19 protein-coding genes and 3 tRNA genes are annotated in these 16973 nt (G+C 60.2%); 11 read left to right on the top strand and 11 right to left on the bottom strand.

Translation table 11 applies throughout. The annotated features are described in order from the left end of the window. Positions 1-29: 29 nt before the first annotated feature. Entirely contained in the window at positions 30-881 is an 852-nt protein-coding gene (wzm, locus tag MHK00_RS09425; RefSeq protein WP_250411546.1) for a galactan export ABC transporter permease subunit Wzm/RfbD, read from the bottom strand. A gap of 213 nt (positions 882-1094) precedes the next feature. On the opposite strand from wzm, the gene MHK00_RS09420 reads away from it, so the two are divergent. Continuing rightward, positions 1095-2351 carry an aminotransferase class V-fold PLP-dependent enzyme gene (locus MHK00_RS09420; RefSeq protein WP_250411505.1) on the top strand — a complete coding sequence of 419 codons (1257 nt, stop codon included), beginning with the start codon at positions 1095-1097 and terminating at the stop codon, positions 2349-2351. Here MHK00_RS09420 and MHK00_RS09415 read toward each other — a convergent pair. Continuing rightward, on the bottom strand, positions 2348-3304 hold the full coding sequence (locus MHK00_RS09415; RefSeq protein WP_250411545.1) for an NAD(P)H-quinone oxidoreductase: 957 nt from the start codon (positions 3302-3304) through the stop codon (positions 2348-2350). The two genes, MHK00_RS09420 and MHK00_RS09415, sit on opposite strands and share 4 nt — an antisense overlap. A 177-nt stretch (positions 3305-3481) precedes the next feature. Here MHK00_RS09415 and MHK00_RS09410 point away from each other — a divergent pair. Next, a tRNA-Ser gene (locus MHK00_RS09410) sits at positions 3482-3565 on the top strand. A 258-nt stretch (positions 3566-3823) separates the two neighbouring features. Beyond that, positions 3824-4906: a type I restriction enzyme HsdR N-terminal domain-containing protein gene (locus tag MHK00_RS09405; protein WP_005323199.1), complete on the top strand. Its 1083-nt coding sequence runs from the start codon at positions 3824-3826 to the stop codon at positions 4904-4906. A gap of 157 nt (positions 4907-5063) precedes the next feature. Here the strand turns inward: MHK00_RS09405 and MHK00_RS09400 are convergent, their stop codons facing one another. The 4 genes from MHK00_RS09400 to MHK00_RS09385 are packed head-to-tail and all read right to left on the bottom strand — an operon-like array spanning position 5064 to position 8122. After that, the gene (locus MHK00_RS09400) at positions 5064-6062 is read right to left on the bottom strand and encodes a ThiF family adenylyltransferase (protein WP_250411503.1); all 999 of its coding nucleotides are present in this window, start codon (positions 6060-6062) and stop codon (positions 5064-5066) included. Next, a complete protein-coding gene (locus MHK00_RS09395) occupies positions 6059-6520 on the bottom strand; it encodes a molybdenum cofactor biosynthesis protein MoaE (RefSeq protein WP_250411501.1) in 462 nt (153 codons plus the stop codon). The genes MHK00_RS09400 and MHK00_RS09395 overlap by 4 nt, the downstream gene beginning before the upstream one ends. After that, positions 6510-6989 (bottom strand): MogA/MoaB family molybdenum cofactor biosynthesis protein, encoded by a 480-nt coding sequence (locus MHK00_RS09390; RefSeq protein ID WP_005323196.1) that lies wholly within the window; start codon positions 6987-6989, stop codon positions 6510-6512. Before MHK00_RS09390 ends, MHK00_RS09395 begins: the two co-directional genes overlap by 11 nt. After that, entirely contained in the window at positions 6986-8122 is a 1137-nt protein-coding gene (locus MHK00_RS09385; RefSeq protein ID WP_250411500.1) for a molybdopterin molybdotransferase MoeA, read from the bottom strand. The genes MHK00_RS09390 and MHK00_RS09385 overlap by 4 nt, the downstream gene beginning before the upstream one ends. Positions 8123-8181: 59 nt before the next feature. Here MHK00_RS09385 and MHK00_RS09380 point away from each other — a divergent pair, with 59 nt between their 5' ends. Beyond that, on the top strand, positions 8182-8442 hold the full coding sequence (locus tag MHK00_RS09380) for a MoaD/ThiS family protein (protein WP_250411498.1): 261 nt from the start codon (positions 8182-8184) through the stop codon (positions 8440-8442). Here MHK00_RS09380 and MHK00_RS09375 read toward each other — a convergent pair. Together MHK00_RS09375 and hisC are read right to left on the bottom strand one after the other, a co-directional pair. Beyond that, complete coding sequence (locus tag MHK00_RS09375) at positions 8439-8831, bottom strand: phage holin family protein (RefSeq protein WP_250411496.1); 393 nt, start codon at positions 8829-8831, stop codon at positions 8439-8441. The two genes, MHK00_RS09380 and MHK00_RS09375, sit on opposite strands and share 4 nt — an antisense overlap. After that, complete coding sequence (hisC, locus tag MHK00_RS09370) at positions 8832-9884, bottom strand: histidinol-phosphate transaminase (protein ID WP_250411494.1); 1053 nt, start codon at positions 9882-9884, stop codon at positions 8832-8834. Between the two features lie 108 nt (positions 9885-9992). Between hisC and MHK00_RS09365 the strand changes: the two genes are divergently transcribed. Further along, positions 9993-10081: transfer RNA gene (locus MHK00_RS09365), tRNA-Ser, on the top strand. A gap of 80 nt (positions 10082-10161) precedes the next feature. Here MHK00_RS09365 and MHK00_RS09360 read toward each other — a convergent pair. The 3 genes from MHK00_RS09360 to MHK00_RS09350 all read right to left on the bottom strand — a co-directional run bounded on the left by MHK00_RS09360 (position 10162) and on the right by MHK00_RS09350 (position 11652). After that, positions 10162-10386 (bottom strand): hypothetical protein, encoded by a 225-nt coding sequence (locus tag MHK00_RS09360; protein ID WP_034668758.1) that lies wholly within the window; start codon positions 10384-10386, stop codon positions 10162-10164. Between the two features lie 80 nt (positions 10387-10466). After that, entirely contained in the window at positions 10467-10850 is a 384-nt protein-coding gene (locus tag MHK00_RS09355) for an NUDIX hydrolase (protein WP_005323190.1), read from the bottom strand. 64 nt (positions 10851-10914) lie between these two features. Then, on the bottom strand, positions 10915-11652 hold the full coding sequence (locus MHK00_RS09350; RefSeq protein ID WP_005329725.1) for a hypothetical protein: 738 nt from the start codon (positions 11650-11652) through the stop codon (positions 10915-10917). Between the two features lie 113 nt (positions 11653-11765). Between MHK00_RS09350 and MHK00_RS09345 the strand changes: the two genes are divergently transcribed. The 6 genes from MHK00_RS09345 to MHK00_RS09320 all read left to right on the top strand — a co-directional run bounded on the left by MHK00_RS09345 (position 11766) and on the right by MHK00_RS09320 (position 16850). Beyond that, positions 11766-12128, top strand: coding sequence for a YidH family protein (locus MHK00_RS09345; RefSeq protein ID WP_236882844.1), 363 nt, complete (start codon positions 11766-11768; stop codon positions 12126-12128). Beyond that, positions 12121-12429 (top strand): DUF202 domain-containing protein, encoded by a 309-nt coding sequence (locus MHK00_RS09340; RefSeq protein WP_250411493.1) that lies wholly within the window; start codon positions 12121-12123, stop codon positions 12427-12429. Before MHK00_RS09345 ends, MHK00_RS09340 begins: the two co-directional genes overlap by 8 nt. 44 nt (positions 12430-12473) lie before the next feature. Next, entirely contained in the window at positions 12474-13253 is a 780-nt protein-coding gene (locus MHK00_RS09335; RefSeq protein ID WP_250411491.1) for an LppP/LprE family lipoprotein, read from the top strand. Positions 13254-13344: 91 nt separating this feature from the next. After that, on the top strand, positions 13345-14709 hold the full coding sequence (gene mgtE, locus MHK00_RS09330) for a magnesium transporter (RefSeq protein WP_250411489.1): 1365 nt from the start codon (positions 13345-13347) through the stop codon (positions 14707-14709). Positions 14710-14969: 260 nt separating this feature from the next. Further along, a complete protein-coding gene (locus MHK00_RS09325; protein WP_250411486.1) occupies positions 14970-16544 on the top strand; it encodes an SLC13 family permease in 1575 nt (524 codons plus the stop codon). 233 nt (positions 16545-16777) lie between these two features. Continuing rightward, positions 16778-16850, top strand: a tRNA-Arg gene (locus MHK00_RS09320). Positions 16851-16973 lie beyond the last annotated feature (123 nt).

Here is a 16973-nt window from a genome sequence, read left to right as displayed (position 1 = left end):
AGGAATCTCAGGAAGTGCAGGGCGTGGGCTTAAACCCAGTAGCTGACGCGGAAGCGCCACTTGCGCATGACCAAGCCGGCGATGAGCAGGCCGAGAACGGTGCAGCCAATGACGATCCACCAGTGGTAGGCGGCCACCGGCTCGCCGATCATGGGCGCACGGACGATTTCCAGGTAGTGGTAGAGCGGGTTGATCTCCGCGATGCGGGCGCGGCCGGCCACCGCACCGCCCTGGTCCTTCAGGGTATTGGTCATCCACACAATGGGGGTGACGTAGAACAGCAGCTGGGTGAGTGCTTCTAGCAGCGGAGCGACGTCACGGAAGCGGGTAGCGATGATGCCAAAGAACATCGTGACCCACACGCCGTTGACCAACAACAACGCCAGACCTGGGAGGAAGAGGAAGAACTCCCATCCCAAGTTGCGCGGGAAGATAAGGATGAGCAGCAACCAGATGATGAGGTTATGGCCCAAAAACAACGTCTGGCGCCACACCAAGCGGTAAACGTGCACCGACAGCGGGGCGGGGAGCTGTTTAATCAAGCCCTCGTTGTCAATGAAGACGGTGGAGCCTTCCTTGATGCAACCCGAGATGAAGGTCCACATAATAAGGCCCACGGTGACGTGGGGGAGGAACTCCGCGACGGGAATCTGGAAGAGCATGGAATACAACAGGCCCAAGGCGAGGGCCATCACGCCGGTGGCGATGGTGATCCAAAACGGGCCCAGGACAGAGCGGCGGTAGCGCTGCTTAATATCTTGAATGCCCAGTTTGAACCACAGCTCGCGCTGTTGTGCACCCTGCACCAGGTCCGTGAAGGCGGCCTTGAGGGTCTCGGACTGGGACGCTGGGGTGGCCTCGCCGTCTGGCTGGGAGGTCATGCGGGCGATATCAGCGCGCAGTTGATTGTTATCTTGCACGCTCAACACCCTAGCGTGCGGGCTGGGCAAACGGGAACTACACGCCGCCGGCCTGCGAAAACAGCGATATCCAGCGAAAATTCAGATTTGGGAAACTTGGGGCAAACGCGTATACAGTAGGGAACCGACCGCCACTGTGTGGCGATGCCTAGCGCGATGAAGAAGGGGACCGTAATGCCAGCAGGAGCTTCGGCACACTACGACGTATTCAGTGTGCGCGGTTTATACACCGGGCTATCTGATGGTTGGACCTACCTCAACGCGCACGTGGTCCCCCAGATCTCTGAGCGCGTCGCCTCCGGCGTGGCGCGATCCTTCCGGATGTCCACTGCAGTGGCCACCCAGGAGGGCCCAGGCGGCGCCCACTCTGCCACGCCCGCGCCGGGCCGTTTGGAAGGCGATGGTAATTACACCGCCGCACGCATGGCTGTAGCGGATCTGACCGGGTCCAAGGCAGACCGCGTGGTGCTTGGCCCGTCTTTGCCTGTGTTGTACCAGTCCTTGGCGCACGCGGCCCGTCCGCTGTTGGGCAGCAATTCCTCGGTGGTGCTCTCCAAGCTGGATCCGCCGTCTTTGTACTCGGCATTCTCTGAGGTCAAGGCCGAGACCCGCTGGGCCCAGCCAGACTTGGGCACGGGTGAGCTGCCAGGTTTCCAATTTGCCGAGCTTGTCGACGGCTCCACGCGTCTCGTCGCTTTTTCCGCCGCGCACGAGCTTTTGGGCACGGTCTCCCCGGCCGCCGAGATCATTGACACAGTCCATGAGCGCTCCCGCGCCTGGACGCTTCTCGACGTCTCTGCGATCGCCCCCTACCGCCCCATCAACTTTGATGATCTCGGCGCCGATATCTTGGGCCTCGATCTGGGACTGCTGGGCGGACCGCAGCTAGCAGCTTTGGTCTTTCGCGATACCCGCATGTTCCGCCGCCTCGATGCCCTCGATCCGGTGCATACCGGCAAGGGCGCCCGCAAGCTGGAAACACCCATTTCCTCTGGCTTGGCCGGCGGTGTCGGACCGCTCGTGGATCATCTTGCCGGCCTAGCCGGTGGGGAGAGCGGCTCGCGCCGCAAGCGCCTGCGCACCTCCATGGATGCGCTCAGCGTCTACTTGGAAGATCTGCGCGCTGACCTCTATTCCTTCTTGAGCACCCTGCCCGCCGTGCATATTCTTGGCGTGACCGGGGAGGCTGCCGCGGGCGCCTCCGACGATCGTCTGCCGCGCCTCACCTTCGCAGTAAAGGGTGTTCCGGCTGAGACCGTTTATAAGCGCCTCTTTGATAACGGCCTTGTTACCACGCTCGCCCCGCAGACCCCGTTGCTTACGGAGATGGGCGTGGAAGAAATTGGCGGTGCCGTTACCGTTGCGCTCGGCCCCTTCAACACCTATCACGACGTCGAGCATCTCATCCGCGTTGTAGCCTCGCTGGCTTAAACGGTAAGCACCAAGGTGCCGGTGACCTCGCCGCTGTCTAGGGCGGTGTGGGCCTGGGCGGCGTCGGCAAGCGGGTAAGTAGCATGCAGCGCGTGCTTTACGCGGCCGTCTTCCAACATGGGCCACACATTTTCTACCGTGCCCGCCACAATCTGTGCCTTGTCTTCTAAGTCGCGGGCGCGCAGCGTCGTGCCCTGGATGGTCAGGCGCTTGGGCAGCATGGCGCCCAAGTTGATTTCCGCCTTGGTACCGCCTTGCATGCCAATGATGATGAGCTTGCCGTCCTTAGCCAGGCACTTCATATTCTTTTCAAAATATTTCGCGCCGATGATGTCCAAAATGACATCGCAGCTTCCCTTCAACTCTTCTACGAAGTCGTGCTCCTTATAGTTGATGAGAATATCGGCTCCCAGCTCGCGGCAACGCTCCAACTTCTCCTGCGACCCGGCCGTAACTGCTACCTCTGCGCCGAGGGCCTTGGCTACCTGAATGGCAAAAGTGCCAATGCCGCCGCCCCCGCCATGGATGAGGACGCGCTGGCCCTCGTGAAGGCCCGCCTCAATGCCCAGGTTGGACCACACGGTGCATCCGACCTCAACTACCGCTGCAGTTTCCTCAACGCTCAACCCCTTGGGCACGGGAAGCAGCTGGCCCTGCGGAACCGCAACGTATTCGGCGTAGCCACCACCGGCAAGCAGGCAGCCCACCTCGGTGCCTACCTCCCAGTTCGTATCCCCGGCATCGGCAATGGTGCCTGCTGCTTCTAAGCCCAAGATTTCCGATGCCCCCGGTGGTGGCGGATAGGCACCCATCGTCTGCAGGATATCGCCGCGGTTAACGCCGGCTGCCTGCACCTTGACGAGCACTTCTCCCGAGCGCAGCTTAGGAACCTCGACTTCGCGGAGCTCTAAGGACCGACGTTCCTGCGGATCGGTCTGAACGATGGCCTTCATGCGTGGTGTAGTCATGGATCCAATCTAACGAACCTTGTGTGTTCTGTGCCACGAAATTCGGAGTAACCTACTGCGACATTCAGTGTTGGAGGTGGCTTTTTGGGAAACCGGGCTATCTATTTAGTACACTGACCAAGTTGCTTCGTAGGCACGATGAGTGTTTTCGAAGAACACCATGGAGACGTGGCAGAGCGGCCGAATGCACCGGTCTTGAAAACCGGCGAGGTAATACCTCCGCGGGTTCAAATCCCGCCGTCTCCGCAATATATGAAGTCGTGTGGCATCGTTGCTTTCGGTGTCGCGCGACTTTTTGCTTTCGAGGTTACATTCTGATGACTTTAGTCTGCGCGTTTTGTAAATTTGGCGCCAAAATAGGGGATAGCGCACCGTTTGCATTGTGTTCTACTACGGTAAAAAGAGAACAGAGCTGGAATCGTGGAAACTAATCCACTTATGGATTCCCTGCTTACTTAGAGTGATTGTCTATGTCCGCGAATTTTCCTAGAAGGGGACCTAAGAATGAGTATCAATCAAGCAGTGCAGAGCCTCTCGGCGCGAGTTCAAGAGCTGAAGCCCATAATTGAAACTGAAGAGGCAACGAAAACTGCATTCATCATTCCTTTTATCAGCACTGTTCTAGGCTATGACGTCACAGATCCACGCGAAGTAATACCGGAATATACGGCCGACGTAGGCGTGAAAAAGGGTGAGAAAGTCGACTTTGCGATCAAATCGGGAGATGATTTTCGGTTTCTTATTGAGTGCAAGAAAATCGGTGAGCCTCTAAACATAAGTCACGCAAATCAGCTCGTTCGCTACTTTAACGTCACGGATACTGAATTTGCGATTTTGACTAATGGCGAGGTCTATGAGTTTTATGCGCAACTCGATGCTGCCAACCGAATGGATGAGAAGCCATTCATGACTTTAGATTTGAGTAACGTAGATGCACGTATCTTTCCCCATCTTGAAATGTGCACGAAATCAAAATTCGATTTTGAAACAATTGTAGCAAGTGCGGAACAGCTGAAATACATTTCGGAAATCCGTAAAGTTTTATCCACGCAATTTAAAGAACCTGATGCGGAATGGGTAAAACTTATAGCAGCTCGCGTTACTACACGGCGAATGACTGCACAGAACCTAGAGACTTTCACCAAGTTGGTGGAAACCGCACAATCGCAATTCTTGAAAGATGAGGCTAATCGAAGGTTGCGTTCTGCTCAGGACTTTGACGATGTCTCCACGGCCGTAGAAAAGTCTCCTGTAGAGGAGAAACAGGTTGAAGAGAATGTTGTGAGTGATGGAGTTGTAACAACTGAAGAAGAGCTTCAAGCATATTCCATTATTAAGGCGATCTGCTGTGCTGACGTTCCGGTAGCGGACATTGCATTGCGCGATGCTAAGAGTTACTGCGCGATTTTATTCCAAGACAACAATCGAAAGCCTATCGCGCGCCTGTATTTTGATCGTCGAGTACCCCGAATTGGCATTTTTGGAGAGGAAAAAAGCGAACAATATTTCGATCTTGAAACAGTTGAAGATATTTATCAACACGCCGATCTTCTGAGAAAGCGCTGCCAGATTTTGAAAGCAGAGTAGTCAGGCTCGACTACTTTAATCACAGACTTACGACTTTTGGGCCGACGCTGGCAAAGACAAACTACGCAATTCTTCCTAAATCATTCGCCTTTTGTTGTTTCTGAGACACTCTCAGTTGAGCGTTAGTTACTCAGAACAACTATCCTCCTGCCGCGGATTAAGTTTGCTCGAGCCAGCCATTAATACCGCCGCGCAGGGAGACGACGTTGGTGAAGCCGCGCTTGCGGAGTACGTCTACGGCCTGGGCGGAACGAATGCCGCTGGCGCAATAGATAATGGCCGCAGCATCTGCTTCGATGTTGGGATTTTCACCGGCGAGGATGCGGTCGAGCTCAAAGTGAGTGGAATTGGGGATAGCGGATTGGGCGCGCTCGGGGGAGGTGCGGACGTCGATAAGCGGGGCGTGTAGGGGAACCTCGCGGACCTCGGGGGCGTCGGCAGGCTGGGTGGGTTGTGCGCCGGTGGACTGGAGGGGAATGTATTCCCAGGTACCCGATAGGGCGTCGAAGTAGCCGAGCGTGCCGATGAGTGGGGTGCCTACGCCGGTGATGAGTTTGAGGGCTTCGACCGCCATGGCTGAGCCGACAACGCCGACCACCGGGCCTAGGACTCCGGCCTGCGAACAGGAAGGAACCTCGCCGGCTGCGGGAGCTGTAGGAAAGACATCCTCGTAGACGGGGCCGTGGCCGGACCAGAAAACGCTGAGTTGGGCATCGAAGCCCAGGATGGAGGCCCATACGTGCGGGATGCCGAGCTCGTGGGCGGCCCAGGAGCTGAGGTAGCGGGCGTCGAAGTTATCGGTGCCGTCGAGGATGAGATCGCAGCCGCGCAATTGTTGTAGGGCTGTCGCCGATTCGAGGCGGCCGTGGCAGGTGATGTCCACCTCTGGATTGAGTGCGCGGACGGCGGCCGCGGCGGAATCTGTCTTCGGTGTGCCGATGGCGGCGGTGGTGTGGATGACTTGGCGGTGCAGGTTGGAGGGGGAGACCACGTCGTCGTCGAAAAGCGAAATGCGGCCCACACCCGCGCCAGCGAGGTAGAGCAGGGCCGGGGAGCCCAGGCCGCCGGCACCGATAACCGCTACGTGGGCATCGCTGAGCTTGCGCTGGCCGTCCTCGCCCCAGAGCGCTTCCTGGCGGGCATAGCGGATGCTCATTCCAGGCCCACCCAGTTGGTGGAGCCATCGCCGTGGCTTTGTTCCTTCCAGATGGGGACTTCCGCCTTGACGCGATCGGCGCATTCCTCGGCGGCACGGAAGGCATCGCCTCGGTGCGCGGCGGCCGCTACTACCGCAAAGGCGAGGTCGCCAACCTTGAGATCCCCCGTGCGGTGGGCGGCCCACAGGCGCACTGGGTGGTTGGCTGCGACGGAATCGGTGACGTCTTGCAGCTTCTCTGGCGCAGATGGGTGGGCGCTATAGGAAAGAAGGGTGACATCTGGCCGTCCGCCATCGTGATCGCGGACGATGCCCTCAAAAGTGACGACGGCACCCATGGCGGCAGTGGCGGCCTCTTCCTTGGCAGCGGCAAGGAGGGATTCAAGGGGTTGATCGCTCAGAAGCGTGCCAATGGTGCAACCGGTTTGCTCGGCCACATAGGAGGGATCAGTGCTCATGTTTTCCTTCTAACATATCGACGATCGGAACGATTAATTCTTCCAAAACCGCGCAGCCGTCTTTTACCCCGCCGGTGGAACCGGGAAGCGTCATGGCAAAGGTGGAGTCATTGACGCCGGCGATGGCGCGGGAGGCTACCGCGGTGGGTACGCTTTCCAATCCCTTCTGCCAGAAGGCCACCGCTATGCCGGGCAGCTCGCGGGTGATATGTGGGGCGACGGCCTCTACCGTGCGGTCATCGTGCGTCAGCCCGGTGCCGCCGGAGGTCAGGATGACCGCGGGCTTTTCGGCGAAGGCGGCGGCAACGGCGGCGGCGATTTCGGCATCGGGGACGATGCGTGCGTCGGGACAGTCAAAGCCCTTGCGGCGCAAGAAATCCACCGCGATGGGGCCGGAGCGATCGTCGTAGATGCCCGCGGCGGCGCGAGTAGAGGCGACGATGACGATGGCGGTGCGCTGTGCGCTCATAGTGGGTAAACCTCCACTTCCTGGCCTTCTTCAAGGCGTTGACCGGCAGGGATGCGGATGAGATGGGTGGCGTCTGCCGCTTGGGCGAGCAGGTGGGAGCTGGCACCACCGAGGATATGGGCGTGGGAATCGACGCGCCCGCGGCGAAATTGGTCCTTGTGCGGGAGGCCCTCGATGCCCGCGGCCAGGGGGACGTGGAAAGGCTCTGGTGCCCAGCCGAGCGCAGGGGCGACAAAGAGGCGGAAACTTACCAAGGTGGAAATCGGGTTTCCGGGCAGGCAAATCACCGGCGTTCCGCCGAATGCGGCGATGCCCTGTGGGCCACCGGGCTGCTGGTCCACATGGCCGAACCAGCCATCGAGCACCTGGCGGACTACTTCAAATTTCCCGGCCGAGATTCCGCCTGAGGTAATGATGGCATCCGGGCGGTGTTGCGCGATGGCTTCTGTGAAAGCGCGCTCTAGGGCCTGCGGGTCATCGTCGGTAGTGATATACCCGGCGACGTCGATGCCGGCGCGATGTGCCATCGCCGTCAAGAGTGGCGCATTGGCATCCGGAATGGCGGCGCTGCCGTGGCCGATTTCAGCGCCGCCGGTGCAGATGAGGATGCGGGCGGGGCGGTAGACCTCTACTTCGGCGATTCCTTGGGAAGCGAGGGCGGCCAAGCGGACCGGCGTGAGCCTATCGCCGCGGGCGGCGAGGAGGGCGCCTTCTTCCAGGTCGGAGCCGGTGCGGCGGATGAATTGGCCTGGCGAGGTCTCTGGCACGGTAATGCGGTCACCCGGAGCGAGGAATTCTTGTGGTTCGCAGCGCTCGATGGGCACGATGGCTGCAGTTCCTTCCGGTACCTTGGCGCCGGTCATGATGGGGCAGGCGCTGGAAAGCGGGCCGTCGAGTACCTGGGCGGGCTCAGTGCCGGCCGCGATGGTGGGGCCCACCGGGTAGGTCCCGGCCGCGCACTGCGGGAGGGCGTAGCCATCCATCTGGGAGTTATCAAAGCGAGGGGAGGGGAAGCCGGCGTGTATGTCTGCAGCTAGAACCATATCCTGCGCCTGGGTGAGGGGCACGGAGGTGGCTTGGCGTGCGGGCAGGGCCGCGGCGACCTCGCGCGCGTGAGTCTCGGGTGTGCGCATGGCGGCTAGTTTACCCGCGGTCTCGACAGGGCATGGGCGTGCGGGGCATAGTAGAGGGCATGTTGACCGTTCACTATTTCGCCGCCGCCCGCGCCGCTGCGGGCGTGGCTTCTGAGCAGGTAGAAGCCCCCGCCACCTTGGGTGATCTGGTGGCGCAGCTGAGCGAGGAGCATACCGGCACCACCGAGGCCGGCATGAGCCTGAAAGAGGTCTTGGAGCGCTGTAGCTTTCTTATCGACGGCGCCGGGAACACCGCCATGGATTCCCCACTGGCTGGCGTCACCCGGGTGGACGTCCTGCCGCCGTTTGCAGGCGGCTAATCGCGCTGCCGCAGCGGGCTAGTAAAGAAGTTGATGACGCTGCTGACGATGGACAGCACGATGGCGCCGATGATCGCGGCGCCCCAGGAGTCGATGACAAGGTGGCCGATTCCCAGGTCCAGGGAATTGAGCGTCCACTCCACGATGATGAGCGCGGCGCCGTTGATGACGAGGGAGAAAAGCCCGAGCGTCAGGCAGGTCAGCGGCGCGCCGAGGACGCGCAGGACCGGCATGACCACGGCATTAATAATGATGAAGACGATGGCGATGGCGATGAAGTTGCCGGTCTTTGCTGGGGTGATGGTGATGCCGGGAATGACAGTAACCACCGCCCACAGCGCCACCGCGATGGCAAAGACATTCAGGGCAAAGTTGATGAGTGAGCGCATTTAGCCTCCTATGGTTGCGTTCCACGCCTGCAGCAGGGTGTCGGTTTCTTCTTCGGTGGTCACGGTAATGCGTATGCCTTCGCTAAACGCGCGCACGAGCACGCCGCGTTCGGCCAGGCGAGCGGCCACTTCCTGCGGGGTACCAAGGCGGGCCAGATTCGCGGCCGGCAGCCAGACATGGTTTGCCTCGGAATGCGGCACTCCCCAGTCCTGCAAGGCTTCTTCTAGGCGCTCGCGCTGGGCGACGGCCTCATCAGTGCGCTCCCGCAGCGAATCCTGCGCTGCCAGGGCTGCGCGGGCACCAACCTGCGCCACGGTGCTGGCGGAAAAGGGGATGGCCACCTTATTGAGGGCCTCAATAATATTTTCCGGGCCAAAGGCATAACCGATGCGCACCCCGGCCAGGCCATAAGCCTTTGAGAAGGTGCGCAGGCACACCAGGTTGGGATAGGTGCCCACTAGCTCCGTACCCAGCGGAATGTTGGTGGCGCGGTTGTATTCGATATAGGCCTCGTCGAGGGCAACGAGGACGTCGGCAGGCACGGCATCCATGAAGGCGGCGAACTCGTCCTTGGTCACCGTGGTGCCGGACGGGTTATTGGGGTTGCACACGAAGATAAGCCGGGTCTTGTCCGTAATCTTCTGCGCCATGGCCGGCAGATCCACGCGCTGGTCTGCACTTAGCGGAACCGGGATGGGGTGGGCGCCGACTACCTGGGCGAAGATGGGGTATGCCTCGAAGGAGCGCCACGGGAAGAGGACCTCTTCACCAGGGGTAGCGGCAATTTCCACCAGCTGTTGGCACAGCGCGGACGATCCGGTGCCTACCGCAACCTGTCCATACTCCACACCCAGGTGCGCGGCGAGGTCCTCGCGCAGCGCGGTGGCCGCAATATCCGGGTAACGGTTGGCCTTCGTCACGGCCTTCGCCATGGCCGCGGCCGCCTCCGGCAGCGGCGGGTGCGCCGCCTCGTTGGAGGAGAGCTTGAGCGCATCATCGTTGCGCGCACCGGCGACGTAGGCGGGGATGGCTTTCAGGTCTGGGCGAATCATGCCTCCCACTTTAGGGCCTGCGCCTTTGCTGCGGGCGCGAAAGCAGGGGGCTAGTTTGGCAGCGGCGGGGCAGGCAGGTATTCTCAAACGAGGTTCCTTGCGAACCGTGGAGATGTGCCAGAGCGGCCGAATGGGGCTCCCTGCTAAGGAGTTGACCCTTCTGGGGTCCGGAGGTTCGAATCCTCTCATCTCCGCCATTTAATCCCGAGCGAGCGCGCTCGGGATTTTTTAATTCGCGTTTTCTATTCTCGTCGGCTCCGTGCAGCGGAGAAATCTGCTATTTGCGCTGGTACTTGGCGCAGCGGCGGAAGAGCGTGAGCATGCCAACGCCGAAGATGAAGCTTCCGGTAAAAGCCGCAGCGCGTAGGGAAGTGACCTCGTGGAAGAGGGCAGGCACCATGAGAATGGCGATAACAGAGCTAATGACTCCTAGGGCGAGGAAAGTAATCGTCACGATAGGTCCCGGTGTGGATTGCTGCGGCATGGGGGTCAGTCCTTTCATCACTCAATTCTGATGAAAATAACTCTAGGTTGCCCTCTTAAGAGCCGCAATAGGAAATTCCCAAGAGACTAAGCGGGGCCTTAGGATTCTAGGGCAGGAAAGACCTCGTCACGCAAGAGATGGGCGAGCTCGCGATCCGGGTTGGTCGGGTCTACCCACGCGATTTCGGCAATTTCTGCGGCAGCGCGGGCAAGGACGGGGCGCGGATAGGTAAAGATGCGTCCGCGCACGGTTTCTCCGGGTTCGTTGGCGGCCGGCGCGTCGAAGGTTCCGAGCGGGGAAAGCTCCGGGAGACGGACCTCCACACCGATTTCCTCTGCGACCTCGCGGGCTGCGGCCTGTGCGGGGGTTTCGCCAGCCTCAAGCTTGCCTCCAGGTAACTGGAACTTGGTGGAGGATTCCTTGCGTACGGTGAGAACATGCCCCAAGGAATTGCGGAAAACTACGGCAGCAACTTCAATCATGGGCCCGACTATAACCTCGCGGCGTGCAGGCGGTGAACTTAGATGTGGTGCCTGGTGGTGCTCCTTAATTCATGAAGCGGGGCACCCAGTCGCGTTCAGCTACGGTAAGGGCGGCGGCAATCTGTTCGTGGGTTAAGCCATGGCCGATGGTGCCGGAATCGATCGGGGCGCCGTCTATCACCGCGTAGAGGGTCCAGCCATTATTATGTTCAAAATCCACGCGTAGCTCATCCGGGTGGCCAGCTAGGCAGGTGCCGGAGCTTTCCAATTGAGCGGGACTCGGCAGGCCCGTGGCGCTCAGGCCTTCTACTATGTCGGTGCCGCCATCGGGGCGCAGCACCATGAGGCAGGTGCTGTACATATAGGTGGTCTTGCCGTTGCTGGTTTCGGAACCGCGTTTGACCAGGTTTCCTACTAGGGCCGGGTAGAAGACTAGCCAGTTATTATCCCAGGCCTGCTGGATTCGCTTGCGGTACGACAATGCGCGGCGGATACCCCAGATAGCTGCACAAAGGATTATCCCGAGCAAGGAGAATCCAATAAGGGGCGCACGGGCAGCCAGCAGCACCAGAGGAAAAGCGGAGGTGAGGATGCCAGTTAGCCCGAAGACCATCCCTACGACCATAAAGAGGGATAGGGAGGCATTGCGTCCGGGCGCCGGACCGGCGGCGGCAATGGCCTCACGCAGGGCCGAGCGCTTGGGGTGTGGGTGTGGTTTGTGTACGCCCGCGATGCGGGCGGCACGCGCGAAGCGCAGGCCCGGCGAGGTATCGAATTGCAGGGGGCTTTGGGGCAGGTACATAGCGAGGTGCTCCTTCGCGTAGGGGCTGGCCTGCACTGTTGAGAATACGGGAGGATGCTGCGCAGTGCGCCTTTATTGGGACTCAAACCGAAAATGAATATAAAGTGGTACCCATGAGTGACTCGAGGTTTCCCCGCTCGGTGTTCGCGGTTGGCACCGACCCTGATCCGCGTTTCACGCTTGCTAATGAGCGCACGTTCTTGGCTTGGATCCGCACCTCCTTGGCGTTGATTGCTGGCGGCGTGGCACTCGAGGCCTTTGACGTCCCCCTGCCGGCCGAATTGCGTTCTGCGGTGTCGGTATTCATGCTGGTCGTCGCCATTATTCTGCCGCTGGTGGCATGGGTGCACTGGAAGCAATCCGAACGCGCAATGCGCGAGGAACGCCCGTTGCCCTTTAGCTTTGCCATCCCGGTGCTCGTCGTGGCGATCGTGGTGGTAGCCGGTGCGCTCGTAGTAGGCGAGTTCCTTGGCTAGCCCACTTTTTGATCCCGGCCTGCAGCCCGAACGCACCCGCCTATCGTGGCAGCGCACCCTTTTAGCGTTGTCCTTGGTGGTGCTGGGGGTTATGCGGGCGGTAAGCGTGCACGTCTTCTTACCGTTGGTCTTTCTCGCCGCGGGGGTATTGGCGTTGGCCCTGGCGGTGTGGCAGCGTGCCTCGCTTGTCGACGCCGCCTTATCCACCCACCGTTCCCTCCCCCACGCGGTCATCCTTGCAAGCACCGCGGGGCTCGTGTCCCTGCTGGCCGCCTTCGCGCTATGGGGGCTCTTCTTCTAGGTTTTCACCCGGCTCGGGAGGCCGTGGCGCTGTATATTATGCCTATGCCTAAACCCCTATCTCTCCCTCTTGCCGTCCTCGCGGTGACCGTCGTTACCACCTTGAGCGGCTGCTCCCATTCCACTGACTCCACTGAGGCCGCGGATAAGCCGAATTTCACCGGCACCGCCCCGAGCTCCTCTGCGGCGGCCGCATCCGATACAGAGGCAGAGTCTCAGTCCTCGGCCACGGACTCCCCGGCGGAAGAAACCACCACCGAAGCCGCAGCGGATAAAGATGAAAACGATGCAGACAAGGACGCCGAGGGTGGCGGGGAAAATAAAATCATCCCGGTAGAGGCCCTCGATTCCCTGTGGGTGCCGGCGTTGTGCAATAACCAAGCGGGCAACTTGGAAGGCGGCCAGCTACCACAGCATCTTAAGACCGGGATGCTCTTTGACGCCGCCGCGGCGGGCCTGAAGCTGAATCAGGACGATACACCGAAGGGTGCCTACGCGGATATCAACGGCGATGGCAGAGACGAAGCCGTCATTACCTACGTCTGTAATCACGGCGGTACGGGATGGCCGGATAACCTGCTCATCTATGACAACGACCTGAATTACATCACCAAGGTGGATGATTGGGAGCGCGAGGGAATGCCACCCGCGCGCGGGCATATCCAGCAGCTGCAGTGGACCAAGGACACGGTCACCGTTACCTGGCGTGCCTATGCTGACGAGGACCCGGCCTGCTGCGCTACCCAAGAATTCACCGGAAACCTCACGTTGGACGGGGACACGCCGCACCTTGAGGTAACCGGTCACCGGCAGGTTTCCGGCTAGCGGCATTCCCTGCAGCATGGCGTAGTCTAAATGGGCTGTAATTAATACTCAGGGAGCTAAATCCCAGAGGCAAGAAAGGCAGGGCAGCGCGATGGCTGAGACCACCGAGCAGGCTAGCGATATCGTCGAGGCGTGGCTGAAACAAGAAGACGCCATCGATCCACAAAAGGCCCCGCGCCTGCAAGAACTTTTGGGTAGGGTGCCGCTGCAGGATCTCATCGCCGTCGTCGAGCGGCAAAATGCCATCCGCGCGGCGCTGGCCCTGCGCCTGCTGCCGCGCCAAAAATCGATCGCCGTCTTTGATGCCCTCGATGCCAAGCACCAGGCGGATATCATCGATGAGCTGGGCAATGCCGATGTCTACGAGTTCTTCGATGAGCTCGACCCGGAAGATCGCGTGGCCTTGTTGGACGAGCTGCCCGCGGAAATCGCGGACCGCCTGCTGCGCTCGCTGACCCAATCCAAGCGCGATGTCACGGGCGTGGTGCTGGGCTATGACAAGGGCTCGGTGGGCCGCCGCATGTCGCCCGAGGTTCCCGTCATCCACCCAGAGATGAGCGTGAAGGATGCCCTGTACAAGCTGCGGGAAACCGCACACGAGCTAGAGACCATCTATACCGTGCCCATTACACGCGAGGACCGGCGCTTGGTAGGCGTGGTCAGCCTGCGCGAGATTTTTACTGCCGATGCCGCACTCACCATGGCCGATATTATGCAGGAACCCGTCTTTGCCCAGGCCGGCGATGATGCGGAAGAAACCGCGCGCTGGTTCCTGCCGCTGGATATGCTGGCGCTGCCCGTTGTGGATGAATCGCACCGCCTTGTCGGCTTGCTGACGTGGGATGACGCTACCGATATCGTGGAGGAAGAAGATAGCGAGGACTCCGCTCGCGCCGGCGGTACCGAGGCCCTCCAGCAGCCGTACCTGTCCACGCCGCTGCTCAAGCTGGTGCGTTCGCGCATCGTGTGGCTGCTCGTGCTGGCCGTCTCTGCGCTGCTGACGGTGCAGGTACTCGATTCCTTTGAAGACACATTGGCCAAGGCCGTGGTCCTGTCCCTCTTTATTCCGCTGCTGACCGGCACCGGTGGAAATACCGGCAACCAGGCGGCTACCACGGTGACGCGTGCCTTGGCGCTGGGCGACGTCCGCACGCGCGACCTCCTCGCCGTCATGTGGCGCGAGCTGCGCGTCGGCATGCTGCTCGGTGCCGTGCTGGGACTAGCAGGCCTGGCGCTGGCCACCCTGGTTTATGGCCTAAGCATCGGCCTCGTCATCGGCTCGACGCTGTTTTTGATCTGTTCCATATCCGCGACCGTCGGTGGGCTTATGCCCATCGTGGCTAAGACCATCGGCGCCGATCCGGCGGTCTTTTCCAATCCCTTCATCTCTACCTTCTGCGATGCCACGGGCCTGATTATCTACTTCCTGATTGCCAAGACCGTGCTGGGCATCTAGCACACCCCCCTACGGTTCGGGGGTGAGGAAGTGGTGGGGGAATTTCCGGTTTCGGGCAGGTGCGGTGTGTGCTCTACGGGGGTGCGGGGGTGATTGCGTGTGGCGGGATATGGTTTCTGCGTCACATGTTTTGTATGGTCAGTGCATGCTTCGCAGTGAACTGGATAACTTTCGGTCTGCTGCCTCGGCCTAGCTAATAAACTGGGAAATACGGAGCATATCCCACAGCACAATCCTCTCTATGTGAAGGAGCGCGCGGTATGACCACCCCGCATACTCACGAATCTACCGCCCACACCGAAGGTGACGAGGCCCCCGGAGCGCCGCGCAGCGAGTGGCGCCGCCAGTTCATCGGCCTCTTCATCGGCTTGGGTTTGGCCGTACTGGTCTTCTTTATCTTCCCCTCGAATGCGATCGAGACCGTACAGGGCTCCGCGGGTGCGGATCCGGAGGCCGAGTACACGCTCAGTGCCATCCGCACCGTGGCCGCCGTAACCATCTTGATGGGCGTGTGGTGGATGACCGAGGCCATCCCGCTCGCTGCCACCGCGCTGCTGCCGCTGGTCATCTTCCCGCTCGCCGGGGTGGGCACGATTAAAGAGGTGGGTGCCCCATACGCGTCCGCCACCATTTTCTTGTTCATGGGTGGCTTCCTTATTGCGCTTGCCCTGCAGCGCTGGAATTTGCACCGCCGCCTAGCGCTGTACGTGGTGAAGATCATCGGTACCTCGCCCAAGCGCCTGATCTTGGGATTCATGCTGGCCACCGGCTTTTTGTCCATGTGGGTATCTAATACCGCTACGGCAGTGGTGATGCTGCCGATCGGCACCTCGGTGCTGGCACTGACCGCGGAAACTGTAGGCGGCTGGGATAAACAGAAGAAGTTTGCCACGGCACTGATGCTGGGTATCGCGTATTCCGCCTCCATCGGTTCGCTGGGTACGCTCATCGGCACCCCGCCGAATGCCTTCCTCAACGCATATATGGCCGATACCTGGGGCGTTACCCTTGGCTTCGGGCGGTGGATGGCGGTCGGTGTGCCGCTTGCAGCAATCTTCTTGCTGATTGCCTGGGCACTGCTCATCACCGTTTTCAAGCCGGAGATGAAGGATATTCCAGGCGGCCGCGAGCTTATCAACGACGAAATTGAAGCCCTCGGCCCCTGGACCCGCCCCCAAATCATGACCGGCATCATCTTCATCCTCGCCGCCGCAGCCTGGGTTACCCTGCCGCTGGTGCTCAAGGAATTTGAGAACTACGACGATGCCATCGTGGGCATTGCCGCCGGCATCCTGCTCTTTATCCTCCCCGCGGATAACCAGCGCCGCATCCGTTTGCTGGACTGGAAGACGGCCAATGAAATGCCGTGGGACGTCCTCCTGCTCTTCGGCGGTGGCCTGTCGCTGTCCTCGGTCTTTAATTCCTCCGGCCTGTCCCTGTGGATTGGTGAGATGGCCAAGGGGCTTAGCGTACTGCCCGTTGTCCTCATCGTCTCTGCCGTGGCTGCGCTGGTGCTCTTCCTGACGGAGATCACCTCCAATACGGCGACGGCGGCTACGTTCATTCCGATTATGGGTGGCGTCGCCGTGGGTGTGGGGCTCACTGCCGATGGCGATATCAACGTCCTTCTCCTCACCATTCCGGTGGCCCTCGCGGCAACCTGCGCATTCATGCTCCCAGTTGCCACCCCGCCGAACGCCATTGCCTATGGCTCTGGCTACGTCAAGATCGGCGAGATGATCAAGGGCGGCCTTGGCCTCAATATCATCGGCATCTTCCTCATTACCCTGACGGTGTACTTGCTGGCAGTGCCAATCTTCGGCCTCTCCATCTAGTTCCAGAGCGGAGTCCGTAGCCATTCCCTAAAGATCACCAGCGTCATTAGGGAATGGCTACAGCCGTTACTGTGCTGGCTGAATTTTTAGGTAGCGGGAAAACACGGATCCTAACCGCCCTCATTCCAGCTAGGTAAACACCGGGTGAACAGGCGATTTGTTAGTTTTCCGTACCGTGGGTATAGTAAATTCTCGTTGCACAGCAGAGCACACGCACTGCTTACCAACGGTCTGCGCCCGTAGCTCAACGGATAGAGCATCTGACTACGGATCAGAAGGTTGGGGGTTCGAATCCCTCCGGGCGCACAATGTGAAGTCTCGAGACATCGTTCCGGTCGATGCCTCGAGATTTTTCGTTTTCAGTTGCCCTGTTGGGGGTCAAGTTCGTTGTCTTTCTTGTTGTAATAGATCTTTTCTTCGGCGAGTGTG

The organism is Corynebacterium tuberculostearicum (assembly GCF_022347385.1).
GTDB lineage: Bacteria > Actinomycetota > Actinomycetes > Mycobacteriales > Mycobacteriaceae > Corynebacterium > Corynebacterium tuberculostearicum_M.
The sequence above is the reverse complement of the archived record's forward strand: the minus strand, read 5'-3'. Positions and strand labels throughout refer to the sequence as shown.

Coding starts and splice junctions, on each gene's coding strand:
- MHK00_RS09350 (WP_005329725.1), bottom strand. CDS start 11,652: ATGTACCTGCCCCAAAGCCCCCTGCAATTCGATACCTCGCCGGGCCTG.
- MHK00_RS09335 (WP_250411491.1), top strand. CDS start 12,474: ATGCCTAAACCCCTATCTCTCCCTCTTGCCGTCCTCGCGGTGACCGTC.
- MHK00_RS09395 (WP_250411501.1), bottom strand. CDS start 6,520: ATGAGCACTGATCCCTCCTATGTGGCCGAGCAAACCGGTTGCACCATT.
- MHK00_RS09380 (WP_250411498.1), top strand. CDS start 8,182: ATGTTGACCGTTCACTATTTCGCCGCCGCCCGCGCCGCTGCGGGCGTG.
- mgtE (WP_250411489.1), top strand. CDS start 13,345: ATGGCTGAGACCACCGAGCAGGCTAGCGATATCGTCGAGGCGTGGCTG.
- MHK00_RS09345 (WP_236882844.1), top strand. CDS start 11,766: ATGAGTGACTCGAGGTTTCCCCGCTCGGTGTTCGCGGTTGGCACCGAC.
- MHK00_RS09400 (WP_250411503.1), bottom strand. CDS start 6,062: ATGAGCATCCGCTATGCCCGCCAGGAAGCGCTCTGGGGCGAGGACGGC.
- MHK00_RS09375 (WP_250411496.1), bottom strand. CDS start 8,831: ATGCGCTCACTCATCAACTTTGCCCTGAATGTCTTTGCCATCGCGGTG.
- MHK00_RS09405 (WP_005323199.1), top strand. CDS start 3,824: ATGAGTATCAATCAAGCAGTGCAGAGCCTCTCGGCGCGAGTTCAAGAG.
- MHK00_RS09360 (WP_034668758.1), bottom strand. CDS start 10,386: ATGAAAGGACTGACCCCCATGCCGCAGCAATCCACACCGGGACCTATC.
- hisC (WP_250411494.1), bottom strand. CDS start 9,884: ATGATTCGCCCAGACCTGAAAGCCATCCCCGCCTACGTCGCCGGTGCG.
- MHK00_RS09325 (WP_250411486.1), top strand. CDS start 14,970: ATGACCACCCCGCATACTCACGAATCTACCGCCCACACCGAAGGTGAC.
- wzm (WP_250411546.1), bottom strand. CDS start 881: ATGACCTCCCAGCCAGACGGCGAGGCCACCCCAGCGTCCCAGTCCGAG.
- MHK00_RS09415 (WP_250411545.1), bottom strand. CDS start 3,304: ATGAAGGCCATCGTTCAGACCGATCCGCAGGAACGTCGGTCCTTAGAG.
- MHK00_RS09355 (WP_005323190.1), bottom strand. CDS start 10,850: ATGATTGAAGTTGCTGCCGTAGTTTTCCGCAATTCCTTGGGGCATGTT.
- MHK00_RS09390 (WP_005323196.1), bottom strand. CDS start 6,989: ATGAGCGCACAGCGCACCGCCATCGTCATCGTCGCCTCTACTCGCGCC.
- MHK00_RS09420 (WP_250411505.1), top strand. CDS start 1,095: ATGCCAGCAGGAGCTTCGGCACACTACGACGTATTCAGTGTGCGCGGT.
- MHK00_RS09385 (WP_250411500.1), bottom strand. CDS start 8,122: ATGCGCACACCCGAGACTCACGCGCGCGAGGTCGCCGCGGCCCTGCCC.